The sequence below is a fragment of the Clostridium celatum genome (assembly GCF_021412605.1).
GTDB classification, from domain to species: domain Bacteria; phylum Bacillota; class Clostridia; order Clostridiales; family Clostridiaceae; genus Clostridium; species Clostridium celatum.
Map to the genome: position 1 here is coordinate 1 of NZ_JAJKGM010000026.1, position 18,591 is coordinate 18,591.

At 25.8% G+C, this 18,591-nt stretch carries 19 protein-coding genes; 15 read left to right on the forward strand and 4 right to left on the reverse strand.

What is annotated here, in order from left to right; translation table 11 throughout:
* Positions 1-126: 126 nt before the first annotated feature.
* Both LPC13_RS11160 and LPC13_RS11165 read right to left on the reverse strand, forming a co-directional pair.
* On the reverse strand, positions 127-450 hold the full coding sequence (locus tag LPC13_RS11160; protein ID WP_040419203.1) for a YmaF family protein: 324 nt from the start codon (positions 448-450) through the stop codon (positions 127-129).
* 199 nt (positions 451-649) lie between these two features.
* Entirely contained in the window at positions 650-961 is a 312-nt protein-coding gene (locus tag LPC13_RS11165) for a hypothetical protein (protein ID WP_005212657.1), read from the reverse strand.
* Between the two features lie 191 nt (positions 962-1,152).
* Between LPC13_RS11165 and LPC13_RS11170 the strand changes: the two genes are divergently transcribed.
* The 5 genes from LPC13_RS11170 to LPC13_RS11190 all read left to right on the forward strand — a co-directional run bounded on the left by LPC13_RS11170 (position 1,153) and on the right by LPC13_RS11190 (position 5,976).
* Positions 1,153-1,773: a BRCT domain-containing protein gene (locus LPC13_RS11170; protein ID WP_005212672.1), complete on the forward strand. Its 621-nt coding sequence runs from the start codon at positions 1,153-1,155 to the stop codon at positions 1,771-1,773.
* 89 nt (positions 1,774-1,862) lie between these two features.
* Positions 1,863-2,528 (forward strand): hypothetical protein, encoded by a 666-nt coding sequence (locus LPC13_RS11175; RefSeq protein ID WP_005212674.1) that lies wholly within the window; start codon positions 1,863-1,865, stop codon positions 2,526-2,528.
* Between the two features lie 185 nt (positions 2,529-2,713).
* Complete coding sequence (locus LPC13_RS11180; protein ID WP_005212675.1) at positions 2,714-3,586, forward strand: tRNA 2-thiocytidine biosynthesis TtcA family protein; 873 nt, start codon at positions 2,714-2,716, stop codon at positions 3,584-3,586.
* Positions 3,587-4,070: 484 nt separating this feature from the next.
* Complete coding sequence (locus LPC13_RS11185; RefSeq protein ID WP_005212676.1) at positions 4,071-4,259, forward strand: DUF4250 domain-containing protein; 189 nt, start codon at positions 4,071-4,073, stop codon at positions 4,257-4,259.
* 379 nt (positions 4,260-4,638) lie between these two features.
* Positions 4,639-5,976, forward strand: a complete 1,338-nt coding sequence (locus LPC13_RS11190) for an MATE family efflux transporter (protein WP_234088810.1) — start codon at positions 4,639-4,641, stop codon at positions 5,974-5,976.
* Positions 5,977-6,176: 200 nt separating this feature from the next.
* On the opposite strand, the gene LPC13_RS11195 is transcribed toward LPC13_RS11190, so the two are convergent.
* A complete protein-coding gene (locus LPC13_RS11195) occupies positions 6,177-6,899 on the reverse strand; it encodes a polysaccharide deacetylase family protein (RefSeq protein ID WP_234088811.1) in 723 nt (240 codons plus the stop codon).
* A gap of 410 nt (positions 6,900-7,309) precedes the next feature.
* Between LPC13_RS11195 and LPC13_RS11200 the strand changes: the two genes are divergently transcribed.
* From LPC13_RS11200 to LPC13_RS11240, 9 genes are all read left to right on the forward strand, one after another.
* Positions 7,310-8,614 carry a uracil-xanthine permease family protein gene (locus tag LPC13_RS11200; RefSeq protein ID WP_005212680.1) on the forward strand — a complete coding sequence of 435 codons (1,305 nt, stop codon included), beginning with the start codon at positions 7,310-7,312 and terminating at the stop codon, positions 8,612-8,614.
* Between the two features lie 151 nt (positions 8,615-8,765).
* Positions 8,766-10,619 (forward strand): EAL domain-containing protein, encoded by a 1,854-nt coding sequence (locus LPC13_RS11205; protein WP_234088812.1) that lies wholly within the window; start codon positions 8,766-8,768, stop codon positions 10,617-10,619.
* A gap of 70 nt (positions 10,620-10,689) precedes the next feature.
* Entirely contained in the window at positions 10,690-11,289 is a 600-nt protein-coding gene (locus LPC13_RS11210) for a hypothetical protein (RefSeq protein ID WP_005212682.1), read from the forward strand.
* A gap of 167 nt (positions 11,290-11,456) precedes the next feature.
* Positions 11,457-11,894, forward strand: a complete 438-nt coding sequence (dut, locus tag LPC13_RS11215; protein ID WP_005212685.1) for a dUTP diphosphatase — start codon at positions 11,457-11,459, stop codon at positions 11,892-11,894.
* A gap of 121 nt (positions 11,895-12,015) precedes the next feature.
* A complete protein-coding gene (locus LPC13_RS11220) occupies positions 12,016-12,639 on the forward strand; it encodes a cyclase family protein (protein ID WP_005212687.1) in 624 nt (207 codons plus the stop codon).
* 251 nt (positions 12,640-12,890) lie between these two features.
* A complete protein-coding gene (locus LPC13_RS11225; protein ID WP_234088813.1) occupies positions 12,891-13,721 on the forward strand; it encodes an aminoglycoside N(3)-acetyltransferase in 831 nt (276 codons plus the stop codon).
* A 25-nt stretch (positions 13,722-13,746) separates the two neighbouring features.
* Positions 13,747-13,968 carry a hypothetical protein gene (locus tag LPC13_RS11230; protein WP_040419180.1) on the forward strand — a complete coding sequence of 74 codons (222 nt, stop codon included), beginning with the start codon at positions 13,747-13,749 and terminating at the stop codon, positions 13,966-13,968.
* Positions 13,969-14,099: 131 nt separating this feature from the next.
* Positions 14,100-14,864, forward strand: coding sequence for a ligand-binding sensor domain-containing protein (locus LPC13_RS11235; RefSeq protein WP_005212694.1), 765 nt, complete (start codon positions 14,100-14,102; stop codon positions 14,862-14,864).
* Between the two features lie 66 nt (positions 14,865-14,930).
* Positions 14,931-17,300 (forward strand): sensor histidine kinase, encoded by a 2,370-nt coding sequence (locus LPC13_RS11240; RefSeq protein WP_234088814.1) that lies wholly within the window; start codon positions 14,931-14,933, stop codon positions 17,298-17,300.
* A gap of 44 nt (positions 17,301-17,344) precedes the next feature.
* Here the strand turns inward: LPC13_RS11240 and gloA are convergent, their stop codons facing one another.
* The gene (gloA, locus tag LPC13_RS11245) at positions 17,345-17,725 is read right to left on the reverse strand and encodes a lactoylglutathione lyase (protein ID WP_005212696.1); all 381 of its coding nucleotides are present in this window, start codon (positions 17,723-17,725) and stop codon (positions 17,345-17,347) included.
* A gap of 317 nt (positions 17,726-18,042) precedes the next feature.
* Here gloA and LPC13_RS11250 point away from each other — a divergent pair, with 317 nt between their 5' ends.
* Entirely contained in the window at positions 18,043-18,573 is a 531-nt protein-coding gene (locus LPC13_RS11250) for a thioredoxin family protein (protein WP_040419183.1), read from the forward strand.
* Positions 18,574-18,591: the final 18 nt, after the last annotated feature.

Here is an 18,591-nt window from a genome sequence, read left to right on the forward strand (position 1 = left end):
TAATATTAAATTTTATCCACAACTAATAATAGAAAAACCCTCTGTTTTTAAACAGGGGGTTTTTCAACAAACTGATATATATTTGTATAATAAACAAATATATATATACTCTATTTTTAATTGTGATTAACAATCATAATCATTTTCTTTTTCAGTAGGAGCTTCGATTAAAGTTGCAAAGATAAATCTATGATGGTGTCCATCTACTGTTGTGGTATATCCAGTAACTAGATGAACATGCTTGCCTTTTCCTACATATATTGCAGGACCAGTAACAGCATAAATTCTATGATGATGGTCTACAAAATCAGTATTAGTAGCTAATTTATGAACATGAGAGTTACCGTACCTTATAGCCTCGCCTGTAACTCCAGCAAAACGATGATTGTGTTTATCATCACATTCTTCTGCAAACATTGTTGAGCCAAGGAATTCATGAACGTGCTTCATAATAGTTGTATTTGAATTTTCTTCATATTCATCAAAAAGATTTCCATAATTATCATATCTATTTTTCATAACAATACTACTCCTTATTTATTTATATAATATATGTTATGAAAGTAAGGTGAGATTTGACATAACTTTTGATATATTTTTAATAAATAATTAATATAGTTTTTTTCTTTGAAGCATAACAATAGAAGAACTAATACTCAGGATTTGTTCCATAATCTAGCCAAGAATTTAAAGTATTACTTGTAAGTTTAGCGTCTTCTTCAGAATTATAAGGAATGGCAATAGAGTCTATTATTCCATCTTTTTTTTCGTAATATATAACAACATAATTTGATGAAGAATTCTTATTTTGACCTTTAGTATTAATTATGATATCTAAATTATCCTTAACATATTTTCCGGTTTCTATAAGATTAATAGAATCTTTAAAAATCATTTTATCTTTAAACGTAAGAAAAGTATCATTAATTTCCAAATTACCAGCAGTACTGTATATAATCATAAGTACCTCCTAAAATATATTTATAATAATATAAAAACTTAATAATATGTATACGAAAAAATTTTAAAATTATGATATATTCTTTTAATATTATATAAATGATATAATATAATGATAATTTAATGAGATATTGTATAAATAAATATTGAGAGTTTTATTAGAAAATGAATTGCATTAAGGAATGATAAAAGATGAACAGTAAAATAGATTATAAAAGATTAAATTTTAAAGTTGCTAGAGAGATTTTACAAGGAAAAAACATTGTTTTTACAGGAAGAGGATTTTTAGTTAGAGGGGAACTGATGAGGCTTGCAAGGCAAGCAGGTGCTAATGTAGATAGTGTTGTAACTAAAAAGTGTGATATTTTAATCGTTGGTGAAAAGCCGGGAAGTAAGCTTAGAAAAGCTAAAATTTTGGGATGTGAAATAATTACTACAGATGACTTTAAAGATATTTTAGAAGGAAAAATTCAGGAAAGTAAACTAGTAAATAATAATGAAGATATATTAGATTTTAATTTAATTAATGAAACTAATATTTTAAATATTGGTTTAGACAATAAAAATGAGGAAAGAATTAATATTGAAAACAAAAATATAGCAGTATTTATTAAAAATGAAATATTAAAGCAAAAGACTATACTAAATGTTAAAAAGTATGGAGGAAATCTTTTAGAAACATTAGATGAGGAAATTGTGGATTTGGTAGTATATCAACCACATTCAGATTTTGATTATTTAATAAAAAGAGCAGAAATGTTAAATATAAAGTTATTTACAGTAGGAAATTTTAATAAATTAATTATGGCGTAGTCTAGAGATTATATATAAATAAAATATGGTTTAGTATTATTATATGGTGTGTTTGAGTTTTATATAAGTTAAAAGTATTGGAGGAGTATATGAGAGGAAACCAATTTAAAAACATAACATTAGGGATTATAATAACAGCAAGTGTTATAAGTATTTATGGATGTACAGAAAATAAAAAAAGTAATAATCAAAATATTATAGAGGATACTAATCAAAATATAAATGAAGATGATAGTAATAAAAATATTATAACTGAGGAAGATAAAGAGATTAATATAGAGAAAACAGAAAATAAAGATTCTAATAAAGAGTATGAAATTTTTTCTATATATACTATAGATGTAAATACTGATGAAAAAGTTATTTTAAAAAATATAGAATTAGAAAAAAAATTAAGTGTAGAAGAAAAGTTAGTAGAGTTGGCAAATGAGGTAAGTAATGATTTATTTAATAGTTTACCTCTTGAGCTTATAGAGATAAAGGATATTGAAGAAAAGAGTATAGCTGTATTTAATTTTGAAGAGGTGGGAAAAAATGCAGAAAAAGCTACTTTATTTCAAGATTATGAAGGAGATAGTTGGTTTCAATGTTTTCAAGGATCTGCAGGTGGAAGGGTTACTGAATATACTTTGATAGAAACTTTATTACAAAGGAATTATGAAGGTGAATGGATTGATGGTATAAATTTTACGTATAAAGGTGGAAGTGTAGAATTTGAACATACGCCTAAGCTTTCAGAAATAGTATATAGATAAAAATATAGCTATTTTATAAATTGAAATTAAGTATAGCTTTTAACTAATATTTTTTATAAAATATTAAATAGGTTTCTTCATTAGTTAAAACTAATAACTAAAGGCTCTTAACTTATTTAAAGGTTGCTTTTATATTATAATTTAAGTAAAATTAATTTTGTTAGTAAAAATAAGAGGTGATAATAATGAGTAGTATAGCAGGACATGGTTGTGAAAGAATAGTACCGGAAGAAGCCAAAAAGACTCTTGAAGAAATAGAAAGAAGTATAGTTAAAAGATATAGAAAGCCAATTTGGTCAAAATTTATAAAAGCAGTAAAGGATTATGCTCTTATTGAAGAAGGAGATAAAATAGCTGTAGCTATATCAGGTGGGAAAGATTCATTGCTTATGGCTAAATTATTTCAAGAATTAAAAAAGCATGGACAAGTAAATTTTGATGTTGAATTTATTGCTATGGATCCTGGATATCATCCACAAATAAAAGAATTACTTATAGAAAACTGTGAGCATTTAAATATACCAGTACATATTTATGAATCAAAAATATTTGAAATAATAGATGAAAAAGCAAAGGAATATCCTTGTTATCTTTGTGCAAGAATGAGAAGAGGCTCTTTATATAATAAGGCAAGAGAACTTGGGTGTAATAAACTTGCACTTGGGCATCATTATAATGATGTTATTGAAACTACAATGTTAAACGTACTTTATGCAGGAAACTTTAAAACAATGTTACCTAAATTACAAGCAGATAACTTTGAGGGAATAGAACTTATAAGACCACTTTATTACATTGAAGAGGAAGCTATTAAAAGATTTATAAAATATACAGGATTGTGGCCTCTTAACTGTGCATGTATGGTTGCAGCAGAGAAAATCGGAAATAAAAGACATGAAATTAAGGCTATGATTGCTGAACTTAAAAAGACATTTAATGATGTTGATAAATCAATATTTAAATCAGCTACCAATGTAAATATGAACTCAATACTTGGGTGGGAAAAAGACGGAAAGAAATATTCATTCTTAGACCCTGAAAATGAAATAAAAAAATAATATATTTTTAGAAATTTTACCTAAAAAGGGACAGTATAAATACGGAGATATAACCAATACTAATGATGTAGATTAGTGGAGGTGATATTATGGCAAAAAAAGGCCAAAGAGCAACTTGGGAAAATGATCATTTTAAAGGTCCTAAAAAACCAGCAGCTGCAAGAGTACCAGAGGTAAACAATATAGGAAAAGATAAATAATAAAATTTGATTAAAATATTATGAAAAAATTAAGCTAAAGTGCAAAAATGTATGTACTTTAGCTTAATTTTATATAAAATATAATTATAAGAAAATTTTAGTAAAACTAAATTTAAAATTTTATTTCAGGTTTAATAAAGAGAAATAAATATTTTAAATAAAATTTAGAATAAGTTAATATGAAGATATATAATCCTTTAAATATAGATTATAAATGGCAAAGTGTTAGAGGAAATATATAATGGATAAATAACTATAAAAGTAAAAAATAATAGGAGGATAAAATGGATAAGGAAACATTGTTAAAAATGGACCCACATATATTAGTTAGTATGGTAAATATGAAGTTAAGGGATTTTTACGGAAGTTTAAATGCATATTGTGATGATTTAGGAATAAATAGAGATGAGATTGAAAGTAAATTATTATGTGCAGGTTATAAATACAATAATGAATTAAATCAATTTAAATAATATATAAAAATAAATTAATTTATATATTTTAGATTAGAAATATTTATGAATAAGGTAAGAGGTAGAGTGATGAAAAAAATAAAAGTAGGAAAATTAATAATATTAGCGACAGCTTCAGCGGCATTAGTTACAACTTTAATAAAGGATAAGAAAAATACTAAGGACAACTTAGAAAATTAGTAAGAGATTGTGGATATAAATAATTTTTTGAAAGAATGATATTACTTTTGTAATATCATATTTTTTGCTGTTTATACTTAAGAATATATATAATCATATGTTTTTATAATAAGTGATATAAAAAAAGCAATTTAATAATTTTAAAACACTACTAAAAAGTAAGTAAAGTGCGCTAAGTGATAAGAAAAGGGGAGGTAAAATGAAGAAAAAGGTTGATTTAGTTTCAGGGAATATTTTAAAAACGTTAGTAACATTATCATTACCTATATTAGGAACAGCTTTTATTCAAATGGCATATAGCCTAGTTGATATGATTTGGATCGGGAGGGCTGGAAGTGCTGCAGTTGCAGCAGTAGGAACAGCAGGATTTTTTTCTTGGTTTGGAAATTCGTTAGTAACCATAAGTAAGACGGGGGCAGAAGTTGGTGTTTCACAAGCTATAGGCAAAAATAATAGTAAAGAAAGAAATGAATATGTATATAGTAGTTTGTTTTTATGTATAACTATGGCAATTATATATGGAATACTATTAATAGTGTTTAGAGATGGATTGATTGGCTTTTTTAACTTGGGAGATGAAACAATAATAAGAATGTCTAAAGAATATCTTATAGTAATTGCACTTGGTATGATTTGTGCATTTATAAATCCGCAATTAACAGGGATTTTTACTGCATCAGGAAATAGTAAAACTCCGTTTATTGTGAATACCATAGGGCTTGTAATGAATATAGTTTTGGATCCGATTTTAATATTTGGGATGTTTAATATTAAACCATTAGGAGTTGTTGGAGCTGCGCTTGCTACGGTATTTTCACAATTAATAGTAAGTTTAATATTTATATATACTTTTATTAAGCATGGTTATAATATTAGTTTTAACAATAGAAAGTACATAAATAGAAAAATTATTAAGAGAGTATGTAAATATGGTGGGCCTACAGCTATTCAAAATTGTCTTTTTACATTTTTCTCAATGCTAATTGGAAGAGTAGTAGCTATGGCAGGACCAGTATCTATTGCAGTTCAAAAAGTTGGTTCACAAATAGAGTCTATTTCATGGATGACAGCAGGAGGATTTTCAAGTGCTTTAACTGCTTTTGTTGGACAAAACTATGGAGCAAAGAGAAATGATAGAGTTTTGAAAGGGTATGTAAGCACATTATTTATTTCTTGTTTAGTAGGAGTTTTTGCAACAGTTTTACTAGTTTTTGCTGGAGAACAGCTTTTTAGATTGTTTATAAATGAAAGTGAGGCAATTATTCAAGGAGCAGATTACTTAAGGATACTTGGATATTCACAACTTTTTATGTGTTTAGAAATAACTACAGCAGGAGCCTTTTATGGTATTGGAAAAACAATGACTCCTTCGCTTATAAGTATTATATTTACAGGTCTTAGAGTACCAGTGGCTATAATTTTATTTAAACCTGAACTGCTTGGAATTAATGGAGTTTGGTGGAGTATTAGTGGAAGCAGCATTATTAAAGGAATAATTTTAGTAATATTATTTTATTTTATGTTCATAAAAAAATAAACAAATCTATAGCTTAAAAAAGAAAAAATACAAAATTTTAACTACTTATATTTAAATAAAAATGTACTCTATAGAATAGATAATCTAATATTCTATAGAGTAAATTTTATTACTTTATAAAAGATTTTTATTAAATTTTATGTTTGTAATTATAATTTGTAAATATAATTTAATACTTACAGATTATAAAATAATAAAGTTTATTTTCTTGTAACTTTATAAATCTCAGGAGTATCAATTGTTATTTTTTTGAAGGTATAGCCTTGGCTTTTATAATATTTAATTATACTTAAAAGTGCAGAGGCAGTATTTTTATTGGCAGGAGCATTATGCATTAATACAACAACATTATCTTGTGTTGAAATAGCTCTATTTAAAATTATATCTGGTGAGGAATGGGGATTAGCTCCATCTAAAGTATCTTGTGTCCAATCATATATTTTAAAATTATTAGCATGAACAGTATCTACCATTTCTTGAGTTAATCTATAGGTACTATTATTAGATCCAAAAGGAAATCTTAATATATAGTAATTTTCGCCAGTAACATCATAAAGAGCCTGTTGAGTCTTTTTCATTTCACAAATAAAATCAGAACTAGAACCATAAAGTTTGGATCTTTCATGAGTAAAACTATGAAGTCCAATAGCATGACCTTCATTTTTCATTCTTAAGATAATATCTTCTTGTCCTTTAATTTGTTGACCTATAATAAAAAATGTTGCAGGAACTCCTTCTGATTTTAAAATATCTAAAGTTTTTGATGTAGTATCACCACCAGGTCCATCATCAAAAGTTAAATAAACAACTTTTTCTGGAGTAGCATTATCATTAAAGGTAGAGCATCTAACCTTTGTACCGCTAGGAGAAAGTAAAAATATACACATAAAAAATAAGAAGAATCTTGAAAAAATTTTGTTCATATTAACAAGTTCTCTCCTTTCTTAAAAATTATAGTAGCTTTGAACACTAAATATAGTATGTACATATATTAAAATTAATATTAATACATAAAATGACAATGTAAATTTTTAATATATATGAGATGTAAAATATAATTTTTTAAACTTTAAAAAATTACGTATTGAAATTGTACTATTATTGATATATAATAGCTAAGAGCTTTAAATCGAATCAGAGAGTTCGGTAAGTAAAATAATGATGATATTAATATAGAATATAGTTAGTATATATTATCATTAAAGATTATAAGAAGTTTATAGTCTCTTACCGAGTGTAAGAGGCTTTTTTATTTACCTTTAATAACAGTCCAGAGAGGCTGAAAAGGGAGAAAGTTAAGTTTCTCCTTAATAAAAATTTAGGAGGATGTATTATGACACAATTTACAGGAAGTTTATCTCAAGAAAAAACTTCAACAAGAGCAATTAAATCAGGGATTTTAAAGGGAGTTTTAGCACTTCAACATTTGATTGCTATGTTTGGTGCAACAGTATTAGTTCCAATCCTTACAGGATTAGACCCATCAGTAGCTTTATTTTCAGCAGGTGCGGGTACATTAATATTCCATTTATGTACTAAAGGTAAGGTGCCAGTATTCTTAGGTTCATCATTTGCATTTATTCCTGTTATAACTGCAGTTGCTACTCAGTATGGAGATTTAAGATATGCACAGGGTGGAATAATGGTAGTAGGTGTCATTTATGTTGCAGTATCATTTTTAATTAAAAAGATTGGATTAGACAAAATAAAAAAGGTATTACCAGCACAAGTTGTTGGACCAATGATAATAGTTATAGGATTAAATTTAATTCCAACAGCATTAGATATGGCAGGAGTTAACGCATTATTTGCAGGAACAGAAGGTGCTATATTAAATGTAGGTATAGCTTTAATAACCTTAACAATTGCATTAGTGATAAAGAAGTTTGGTAAGGGATTTTTATCACAAGTTTCAATACTTATAGCAGTAGTTGTTGGATATTTAATAAGTTTAGCAAGTGGATTAGTTTCAATATCTGAAATACAAAGTGCAAGTTTAGTTGCAATACCACACTTCACACTTCCAAAATTTGATATGGGAGCAATTATGATAATAGCACCTGTAGTATTGGCAGTATTTATGGAACATGTTGGAGATATTACAACAAATGGTGAAGTAGTAGGTAAGAACTTTATTGAGGATCCAGGTTTAAATAGAACATTATTAGGAGATGGACTAGCTACATTAATAGCAGGATTTGTAGGTGGACCAGCCAATACAACATATGGTGAAAACACAGGTGTTTTAGCAATGACTAAAAATTATAATCCAGCAATATTAAGAATTACAGCTGTATTTGCGATTATATTAAGTTTTATTGCAAAATTTGGTGCTACAATTAGAACTATACCACAATGTGTTATGGGTGGAATAAGTTTAATATTATTCTCAATGATAGCATTAGTAGGGTTTCAAACTATCAAAAGAGAAAAGGTTAAGTTTAATATAGTAAATACATTAGTAATAGCAACAATATTATTTATAGGATTATCAGGCAATTTTTTTAACAATCCAATAGGAATAAAAATAACAGAGACAGTTAGTATTTCAGGATTAAGTTTAGCAGCACTTATAGGTGTAACTCTTAACATAGTATTAGGGTGGTTTGAAAATCTAATAAAAAATATAAGAAAATAAGAATATGATAGAATCATACTATTTAATTTTGTCAAATAGTATGATTTTTTTTATTTATTAATATAGTAAAATTTTCATAAAAATATGTTTAATTTTTCAAGATTATGATACAATTAATATATTATATAGGGAATTTTGGAGGAAATATTTAGTGGATAAATATTCAGAAGAACGATTAAAAAAATTAAGAACATCCATGAATATTTTTATTGTTGTTAATTTACTTATAATTTTATTTTTAAATAAATTAATAGTACTAAAAATTATGATAGCTATATATTTTGTTATATTTATTTTATTTTCAAAAGAAAACTATGATGAATACTTAAAAATTAATAAAGAACATAAATATAATGAAGATAGATATATATCTTCCATAGAAGCTATGAACGGTAGTGTATGGGAATGGAATGAAAAAAATAATACTATCCACATTTCTAATAAAATTAGAAATAGATTAGGAATTGAAAAGAATGAATTAACTTTAGATGAATGGTATAGCTATATTCACGAAGATGATAATAATAGGGTAAAAAATTATTTTAATGATATATGTTTAAATAAGGTTTGTGGTAATGCTAATATTGAATATTCAGTTATTAATACAAAAGGAGAAAAATTATATTTAAGATATAGCGGTAGGGGAATAATTAGAGATGATATATATCATTTGGCTGGAATTATTAAAGATATAACAAAAGAGAAGCAAAATGAGTTAAAGATTCATTTTATGAATTATTATGATAATATAACAGGTGTACCAAATAGAAGAATGTTTAGTGAAAAATTTGGTGAACTAATAGAAACCAATAAGAAAGAGCAAACAAAGCTTGCATTAGCTTTTTTTGATATTGATAACTTTAAGAATATTAATGATACATATGGACATGAAATTGGTGATAATATATTAATGAAAATTTGTGAAAGAGTTTATGAAGCCTTAGACGAAAGATGTGCTTTTGCAAGGTTTGGTGGAGATGAATTTGTTATTGCTGTTTCAGATGTAGTTGATGAATTAGAGATAAAGATATTTTTAGAAAATATTTTAAATAATATAAGAAAGCCATTTGCTATAAATGATAAAATAATTTATAGTTCAATTAGTATGGGGGTAAGTGTTTATCCAAACGATTCAGAAAATTTAAATACATTGCTAAAAACAGCAGACATGGCTATGCATAGTGCAAAAGAAGAGGGAAAAAATAGATATAAATTTTTTGATGAAGAAATATCAAAAATGTTGAAGAGACAATATGATATAGAAAAATCACTTAGAATAGCCTTAGAAAAAAAAGAGATATTTATGGTGTTTCAACCCAAAGTAACAATAGATGGTGAAAATGTACAAGGGTTTGAAGCTTTAGTAAGATGGATAAGTGAGGATTTAGGATTTGTATCACCTGCAGAATTTATTCCAATAGCAGAGTCTTCAGGGCTTATAATAGATTTAGGGAAATATATTATTGAAGAAAGCTTTAAAAAATGTAAGGAATTAAAAGAATTAACAGATAAAAAGTTTAATATTGCAATAAATATATCAGATATTCAATTAAGAGAAAATGGATTTATTGATTTTATTAAAGAGTCACTAGAAAAGTATGATATATCACCAGAATATATTCAGTTTGAAATAACTGAAGGTGTTATAATGCAATCTGTAGCTCGTAATATAGAACTATTATTAGAATTGAAAAAGTTAGGGGTAACTATAGCATTAGATGATTTTGGAACAGGATATTCATCTTTAAGTTATTTAAAAAGGTTACCAATAGATGTTTTAAAAATAGATAAAAGCTTTGTAGATGGTATTGGTGTAGATGAAAAAAGTGAGTGTATTGCAGAAAGTATAATTAAATTATCACATAATCTAAATTTAAAAGTTGTTGCAGAAGGGGTAGAAACTAAGGCTCAACTAGGATATTTAGAAAAAATGAAATGTGATATAGCACAAGGATATTATTTTAGTAAGCCAGAAAAATTTGAATTTATAAAAGAAATGATATAATTATAAAAAAATTATCACAAAAAACCGCTTGAATCATATTATGTAAATATATGATTTTTGGAGGTTTTTTATGCGTATTAGAATAGATGATCAATTTGATGATAAAACAGAGTTAGAGTATGATACAGTAGATAATGATTCTATTATAGGTAATGGTGTATTAGGAAATGATTGTAGTATTATAGAAGTTAAAGACTTTAAAGAAGTCAAAGAGGAGAATAATGATTCTATACATGAAGATAATAAGTATAATGTCGTTATTGAAGGTGGAACATTTGTAGATGGAAGTTCTGATGATATTGTTAAGGTTGAAAAAAACAAAACTAATATAAAGGGTAAAAATAAAGAAAATAAAAAAATTAATGGTAAAATTATTGTAACTTCAAGGCTTGGTGGAGAAAATGGAACTGTGATATCATCAGCAAGAATAAATTTATACGCTTTAAATGGAATATCCCCTAAACTTATACATTCTAAATTGACTGATACAAATGGTATTGTTATATTTGATAACTTATCAAAAGGAAGTTATAGAGTAATAGCTATTGTTGATAGAAAATATTTTGAAAAGCCAACATATATAGAATGGAATGAAGTAACTATTAATGAAGATTTAACAGAAGAAAATATAACTGTTATAAATAAAATAAAAGGTTTTTCAAATAAATAAAATATGGGATAAATAATAAAAAATTATGATATAACCTATTAATACCTAAAATGTTATATCATAATTTTTTTTATTTAACTTCAAATTTATTTAATGGACATAGATACGTATTTAAGAAATATATGCTAAAATAGTAAAGTTGAAAATAATAAAAATGGAGGTATTTTATGAATACATATGATTTAAAAATAGTTAAAATACATGAGGATGCAATAATACCTAATTATGCCCATGAAGGAGATGCTGGATTAGATGTATATTCTGTTGAAGAAAAGACACTAGAACCTGGGGAAAGAGCTTTAATTAAAACAGGAATAAAAATTCAATTACCAAAGGGAACAGAAGCTCAAATGAGACCAAGAAGTGGATTAGCAATAAAAAATGGTATTTCTTTAGTAAATAGTCCTGGAACTATAGATGAAGGATATAGAGGTGAAATAGGGGTTATTGTTATAAATCATGGTCAAGAAACATTTAAAGTTGAAAAGGGAATGAAAATATGTCAAATGGTTATTAAGCCAGTTTGGAGAGTTAATGTAGAAGAGGTATCTGAACTTGATGATACAGAGAGAGGAACAGGAGGGTTTGGATCAACGGGTGTTTAATTTTTAGAAAATAAAAGGCAAAAATATGTTAATGAACTTATTGTAATTAAATGTAATTTGTGGTAAAATAAACAATATAGAAGGGGTTAAATGCACTATTTATGGAAAGAGTGGGGAACATATGAAATATATTGATTTATCACATGAAATAAAAAATGAAATGCCAATTTATCCAGGCGATGTTGAAGTCAATTTAGAACAAGTAAATAAGTATGAAGAAGATGGTTATAATGGATATTCTTTATTTACTGGAATGCACGCAGGGACTCACATTGATGCACCAAAGCATATTTTACAAACAGATAAATATATATCAGATTATCCTATAGAAAGATTTGTAGGTAATGCTATACTTTTAGATGTAAGAGGAGAAAGTATAATTGAAGTTAAAGATGAATACTATAGGTCTATTAAAGAGAATGATATAGTACTTTTATTTACAGGTCATGATAAAATTTATGGCACAGAAAACTATTATACAGATCATCCGGTAGTTAGTGAGGAGTTAGCAGATTTATTAGTTAAAAAGAAGATAAAAATACTAGGGATTGATGCACCATCACCTGATAAAAATCCTTATAATGTTCATAAAAAATTACTTGAAAATGATATTTTTATATTGGAAAATTTAACGAATTTGAAAGAGCTATTATATAATGAAGGTATTCAAATCTTTGCTCAACCTCTAAAAATTCAAGGAGAGGGTAGTTTAGTAAGAGCAATTGCTTTGTATCAAGGTTATTAAAATTCTATAAAAATTATAATTTAAAGTTAAAAGAGATATACGTATAAAAATTTAATAAAAATATAGATGCCTAATAGGGAAATAGAGTCCTATTAGGTATTTTTTATTGAAAATATAAGAATGGATTTTCTGATTTATATAATTTATTTTTACTTAAAAGTAGAAGAAAGTAAATTATTATGGTAAAATATAACAATGTGTAAAGCGAAAAAAATAATTTAATAGTAATCTATATTATAAGAGGGAAAATAATGAGAGAATCAGAAATAATTAAGCAAACTAAAATACCAAATACGGTTAAATCTATAAGCGAAGGATTAAGAAAGATAGGGGTTAAAGAAGGGGATGTAATAATTGTACATTCATCACTATCTAGTTTTGGATGGGTTTGTGGGGGCGCACAAGCAATTGTAGAAAGCTTGTTTAATGTTGTTGGAAAAAATGGAACAATAGTAATGCCATCACAAAGTGGAGATTTGAGTGATCCTATAAATTGGTGCAATCCGCCTGTACCTAAAGAATGGATTGACACAATATATAAGAACATGCCAGCATTTAATAAAGAAATGACTCCAAGTAGGTCTATGGGGAAGGTTGTAGAATGTTTTAGAGCATTAAAGTCAACAGAAAGATCAGAACACCCTCAAGTTTCTTTTGTTGCAAATGGAGTTTTAGCTAAAAGGATTACAGAAAGTCATCCATTAACACCACAGTTTGGAATAAACTCACCTTTAGGCAAGCTATATAATTTAAATGCAAAAGTGCTTTTACTTGGAGTTGGATATAATAATTGCACAAGCTTCCATCTTGCAGAATCATTAATTGATAATATGCCTAAAAATAAGGTAGGTACTTCTATTATGGAAAATGGTGAAAGGGTCTTTAAATATTTTTATGATTATGAATATGATTCAGATGATTTTGATTTAATAGGTGAAGAGTTCGAAATTAGATATAATATTAATAAGATGCAAATTGGAAATGCTCAATGTAGATTTTTTAATATGAAATTAGGTGTAGATTTTGCAAGAGATTGGATTTTAAGGAATAGATTTTGCAAATATAAAATAAATATTAATTAAGTAATAAATAACTTTGGGGGAAGTTATGAATAATAGAAGTGATGAAAATAAAATCATAAGAATAATTTTATTAATTATATTAAGCATATATAGTGTTTTTTTTATTTTATTAGTACCTGAATTTTATAAAGTTGGTGGAATAAAATTAATTTTAATTATAATTGCTATGATTTTAAGTATAATTGCCATAATTACTATAATTAATGATTTTAATATTAATAAAAAACTACATAAAAAGAAGAAATAGCTAATATTGTAATATTATAATTAAAGTGATAGAATTAAATAGAAAATAAAGCTGAATTTTGTAGAGAAATACAAAATACAGTTTTTTTATTGTATTTAATAATGAAAAAATAAGGTATAGAGGGAAAATTTATGTTACAAAAGATAATTAAGAGAATATATATTGTAATATTTATAATTGGGTTATTAATATCAAATTATAGTATTAAAGTAGAGGCAAAGGAACCAATAAATTTTAAAAATATTACTATAGAGGATGGATTAACACAGGGAACTGTAGAGGCATTGTTTCAAGATAGTAAGGGGTATATATGGATTGGAACTAATGATGGCTTAAATAGGTTTAATGGATATAAGTTTAAAGTTTATAGTGTGGAAGAGAATGAGAAAAATAGTATAGTGAATAATTATATATTAGACATAAAAGAAGATGCAGAGGGAAATATATGGGTTGCAACAGCTAATGGTTTAAGTAAAATCTTAAATGATGGATATTCAATTACTAATTATATAGAAGGAATAGATAAAGGGAATTTAACTAATTCAAACACAACTAGTATTCTTATAACAAAAGAAAATAATATACTGGTAGCAACAGCAGAAGGGTTGAATATTTATAATAAGAAAACAGATAGCTTTGAAAAAATGCCTAATCAAGGTATTCTAGCTACACAATATATTAATTCAATTACAGAAGATGATAAAGGGAATATATGGGCAGGGTGTAAAGAAGGCCTATATAAACTAAACATGAATTCTTTAGAAATAAAGCAAATTTTATCCAGTGATGAAATAGAGAAATATGAAGTATACAAGGTTTATTATGATAAGGACGGTTATATTTGGGCAGGAACCTATGGGAAAGGCGCCTATAAGATAGATATAAAAACAGAATAATTTACAAGATACTATAATGAGAAAAATAATGAAGAAGAAATAGGTGGAAATTATATAAAGAATTTCTTGAGAGATTCTTCAGGAGTCTTTTGGATTGCAACTGAAGGTGGATTATCAAAATATGATGAGAAAAATAACACATTTATAACATATAGAAATAAAATTTATGATAGAAATTCATTAGTAGATAATAATATATACTCTATGATTGAGGATAGAACAGGATTAATATGGTTAGGAACTTATGCGGGTATTAGTCTTTTTAATCCTAAAATAGCAATTCAGCATTTTAAAAATGATCCTTTTGATGAAAGAACTATTAATGATAATATGATTTCAGCGTTATATGAAGATAAAGATGAGTTAATATGGATAGGAACTAGAAATAATGGAGTAAATATATTTGATAGAAAGACAGATGAAGTTATACATATTATTACAGATGATGAAGAGATTATTGAAAGTGATGATATATTAGATATAACCGGAAATGAAGAATCTATATTTATAGCAACAGCTAGTGGGGTTAGTATAATAAACAAGAAAGAAAAAACTATAAGAAATTATAATGAAGATGATGGAATAGCAAATAATATAGTAAGATCATTATTATATGATGAGTTGGGGTGTTTATGGATAGGAACAACTAATGGACTAGTTATACTAAATTTAGAGACAAGTGAGATAATTGACTTAACATACTTATTAGATAAATATTTACCTAAAGATAGATATATAGGTGAAATTTATAAGGATAAAGATGGAGAGTATTGGATAGGAAGCTTTGTAAAAGGTGGATTATTGAGAATAAACCCTAAATTAAATAAAATCACTGTATATAAAAATAAAGAAGGTGATGAGAACTCTATAAGCAATGATTCTATAAGATGTATAGTAGAGGGACAATCAGGTGAAATATGGATAGGGACAAGTTTTGGACTTAACAAATTTAATAAAGAAGATGAAAGTTTTATAAGCTATACTACAAAAGATGGAATTGCAAATAATACTATATATGGTATATTAATAGATTCTTATGGTAATCCTTGGTTTAGTAGTAATATGGGAATTTCTAAATTAAATTTAAAAACTGATACTATAATAAATTTTGATTTAACTGATGGATTACAAAGTAATGAATTTAATGGAAATTCATATTTTAAAAATAAAAATGGAGAATTTCTATTTGGAGGGATAAATGGATTTAATATAATAAATCCAGAAAGTATAACAAAAGATGAGTATAAAGAAAAAGTAGTATTTGATAGGTTTGAAATAAATGGTAATGAAGTTGGAGAACTAGAATCTAAGAAGTTACAGTATTTTGAAAATAATATATACATAGAAGTTTTTGTGCCAATCTATAAAAATACAAAAAACATACAATATTATTATTTACTTGAAGGTGGATCAGATGAGTGGCAGCTTATGAATAGTAATTCTATAACTTTGAGCAATCTTTCTTCAGGCAAATATACTTTTAGAGTTAAAGCTAGAAGTAATAATGGAACTTTTATTGATGAAGCGGTGGTTAATTTCACTATAAAACCTCCAGTGTGGTTTAGTAATATTGCATTTTTAGTTTACATAATAGCAATACTGTTATTAGTTATACATAATAAAAATAAAATGAGAAAATTAGATAGAATGGTTAATTTAAGAACAAAAGAATTAAATGAAGAAATGGAACGAAATACTGAATTATTTGATAAGGTAATTAAGCTGGAACGAAGAAAAAACAATTATTTAATTAATTTATCTCACGAGCTTAGAACTCCACTTAATGTTATTTATTCAACAGAACAACTAATTAGAGAGCTTAATAAAGGTAAAAAAGGTTTAGATAAAGATAATATAGAGAAGTATATGCTTATTATAAGAAATAACACAAAAAGGTTATTAAAGATAATAAATGACTTAATAGATACATCAAAGATAGAGCATGGAAGTTATAAAATGAATATAAAAGAAATAAATATAGTCTATGTTGTTGAAGAAGCAGCTCTTTCTTTAAGGCAATACATAGAAAGTAAAGGTATTACACTTATTATAGATCCAGATATAGAAGAAAAAATAATAGAAGCTGATGAAAATGAAATTGAAAGATGTATAGTAAATATAGTAAATAATGCATATAAGTTTACTAATTATGGTGGATATATCAAAGTAGAAATTAAAGATTTAGATGATGAAGTAAAAATTGAAATTTCAGATAATGGTATTGGAATTGATAAGGAGAATTATGAAGTTATATTTAATAGATTTAATCAAATTGTAGATCCAAATTCAGAGATTAAAAAGGGAAGTGGATTAGGACTAACAATAACTAAAAAAATAATAGATCTTCATCAAGGGAAAATATATGTTGAAAGTCAAGTAGGAAAGGGAAGTAAATTTATTATAATACTACCAACTAAACAAAATAATAATATATAAAAATAAAATTTTAGGCTAAACATTTTTTTGTTTAGCCTAAAATTTTATGATCTAATTACTTCTACTTTGTAACCATCTGGATCTGTAACGAAGTAATATTTAGGAGGTTCCCCAGGAAGACCTTTAAGATCTGTAACTTCGTATCCCATTTCTATATGTTTTTCTCTTAAACTTTCAATATCAGTATGTCCTATAGCAATATGGCTAAAGCCATTACCAAGCTCATAAGGAACTTCAGGATTATAGTTATAAGTAAGTTCAATTTCATATCCATTAGGAGTATTTGATAAATAAACTAAAGTAAATTTATGCTCTGGAAAATCCTTTCTTCTTGTTTCAACTAATCCTAAGGCATCTTTATAAAATTTTAATGATTTTTCTAAATCCATAACTCTTATACAAGTATGTAACATTGTAACTGACATAATATACCTCCAATATAATTTGTTAGATAAATTATATCAGATACATAAAATTAATACAATAATATGGAAAGATATGAATAAATTTAAAATATAAATAAACTTATTTTGACTATAGTTAAATAGTAGTTATATTTAGTAATATTTTTCTATTTAATGATATAATAAGTATAAATATAATATATAGTAAAATATATATGAGATGAATATTTAAAATAATAAAAGGTTATAGCAACACAATATAAAATTTTTAAAAATATTTTATATAATAAATATAGTTGGGAAAGAGAGTGGTTTAGATGAATTTATGGGAGGAGTTTATGTTACATAATATTGATTTAATGGAGTATAGTGAATATTTAATTAAAGCAAAAGAAGAGGAGTTGCAATTTATAAATAAATTATATAATCAAGGGATATTATTAGAGGACGGAAAAGAAATAATAAAAAATATAGATGATGAAAAAAATGTACTTGTAATAACTGCAACTAGATGTAAAGATTCAGCAACTATTTTACCGTTTTTATTGAAACTTGCAGAATTAAATGAAAATATAAAAATAAAGTTTTTATTAAGAAAAGAAAATAGAGAACTTTTAGAACAGCTTTCAGGAGAACTTAAGGTACCTACAATGATGATTTTAGATAATAATGGACAAGTAATTAGAAAGTTTATAGAGTTTCCCAAGGGAGTAAAGGAAATTTTAATTTCAAATTCAAAAGAAAAAAGTCAGGAAGTAATTGATGAAATGAGAAATGGAAAATATAATTCTTTAATTCAAGAGGATTTAATAAAATTTTTAACTGGAGATGAATATGAGTATATAAGCTTTAATAGATTAGATAATTAGTATATAATGCATGTTTTA

What these genes read in the sequence shown, in the direction of transcription:
- LPC13_RS11200 (WP_005212680.1), top strand. Translation starts at nt 7,310, where the DNA reads ATGACACAATTTACAGGAAGTTTATCTCAAGAAAAAACTTCAACAAGA.
- LPC13_RS11195 (WP_234088811.1), bottom strand. Translation starts at nt 6,899, where the DNA reads ATGAACAAAATTTTTTCAAGATTCTTCTTATTTTTTATGTGTATATTT.
- LPC13_RS11230 (WP_040419180.1), top strand. Translation starts at nt 13,747, where the DNA reads ATGAATAATAGAAGTGATGAAAATAAAATCATAAGAATAATTTTATTA.
- LPC13_RS11250 (WP_040419183.1), top strand. Translation starts at nt 18,043, where the DNA reads ATGTTACATAATATTGATTTAATGGAGTATAGTGAATATTTAATTAAA.
- LPC13_RS11170 (WP_005212672.1), top strand. Translation starts at nt 1,153, where the DNA reads ATGAACAGTAAAATAGATTATAAAAGATTAAATTTTAAAGTTGCTAGA.
- LPC13_RS11160 (WP_040419203.1), bottom strand. Translation starts at nt 450, where the DNA reads ATGAAGCACGTTCATGAATTCCTTGGCTCAACAATGTTTGCAGAAGAA.
- LPC13_RS11235 (WP_005212694.1), top strand. Translation starts at nt 14,100, where the DNA reads ATGTTACAAAAGATAATTAAGAGAATATATATTGTAATATTTATAATT.
- gloA (WP_005212696.1), bottom strand. Translation starts at nt 17,725, where the DNA reads ATGTCAGTTACAATGTTACATACTTGTATAAGAGTTATGGATTTAGAA.
- LPC13_RS11225 (WP_234088813.1), top strand. Translation starts at nt 12,891, where the DNA reads ATGAGAGAATCAGAAATAATTAAGCAAACTAAAATACCAAATACGGTT.
- LPC13_RS11180 (WP_005212675.1), top strand. Translation starts at nt 2,714, where the DNA reads ATGAGTAGTATAGCAGGACATGGTTGTGAAAGAATAGTACCGGAAGAA.
- LPC13_RS11175 (WP_005212674.1), top strand. Translation starts at nt 1,863, where the DNA reads ATGAGAGGAAACCAATTTAAAAACATAACATTAGGGATTATAATAACA.
- LPC13_RS11220 (WP_005212687.1), top strand. Translation starts at nt 12,016, where the DNA reads ATGAAATATATTGATTTATCACATGAAATAAAAAATGAAATGCCAATT.
- LPC13_RS11210 (WP_005212682.1), top strand. Translation starts at nt 10,690, where the DNA reads ATGCGTATTAGAATAGATGATCAATTTGATGATAAAACAGAGTTAGAG.
- LPC13_RS11165 (WP_005212657.1), bottom strand. Translation starts at nt 961, where the DNA reads ATGATTATATACAGTACTGCTGGTAATTTGGAAATTAATGATACTTTT.
- dut (WP_005212685.1), top strand. Translation starts at nt 11,457, where the DNA reads ATGAATACATATGATTTAAAAATAGTTAAAATACATGAGGATGCAATA.
- LPC13_RS11190 (WP_234088810.1), top strand. Translation starts at nt 4,639, where the DNA reads ATGAAGAAAAAGGTTGATTTAGTTTCAGGGAATATTTTAAAAACGTTA.
- LPC13_RS11185 (WP_005212676.1), top strand. Translation starts at nt 4,071, where the DNA reads ATGGATAAGGAAACATTGTTAAAAATGGACCCACATATATTAGTTAGT.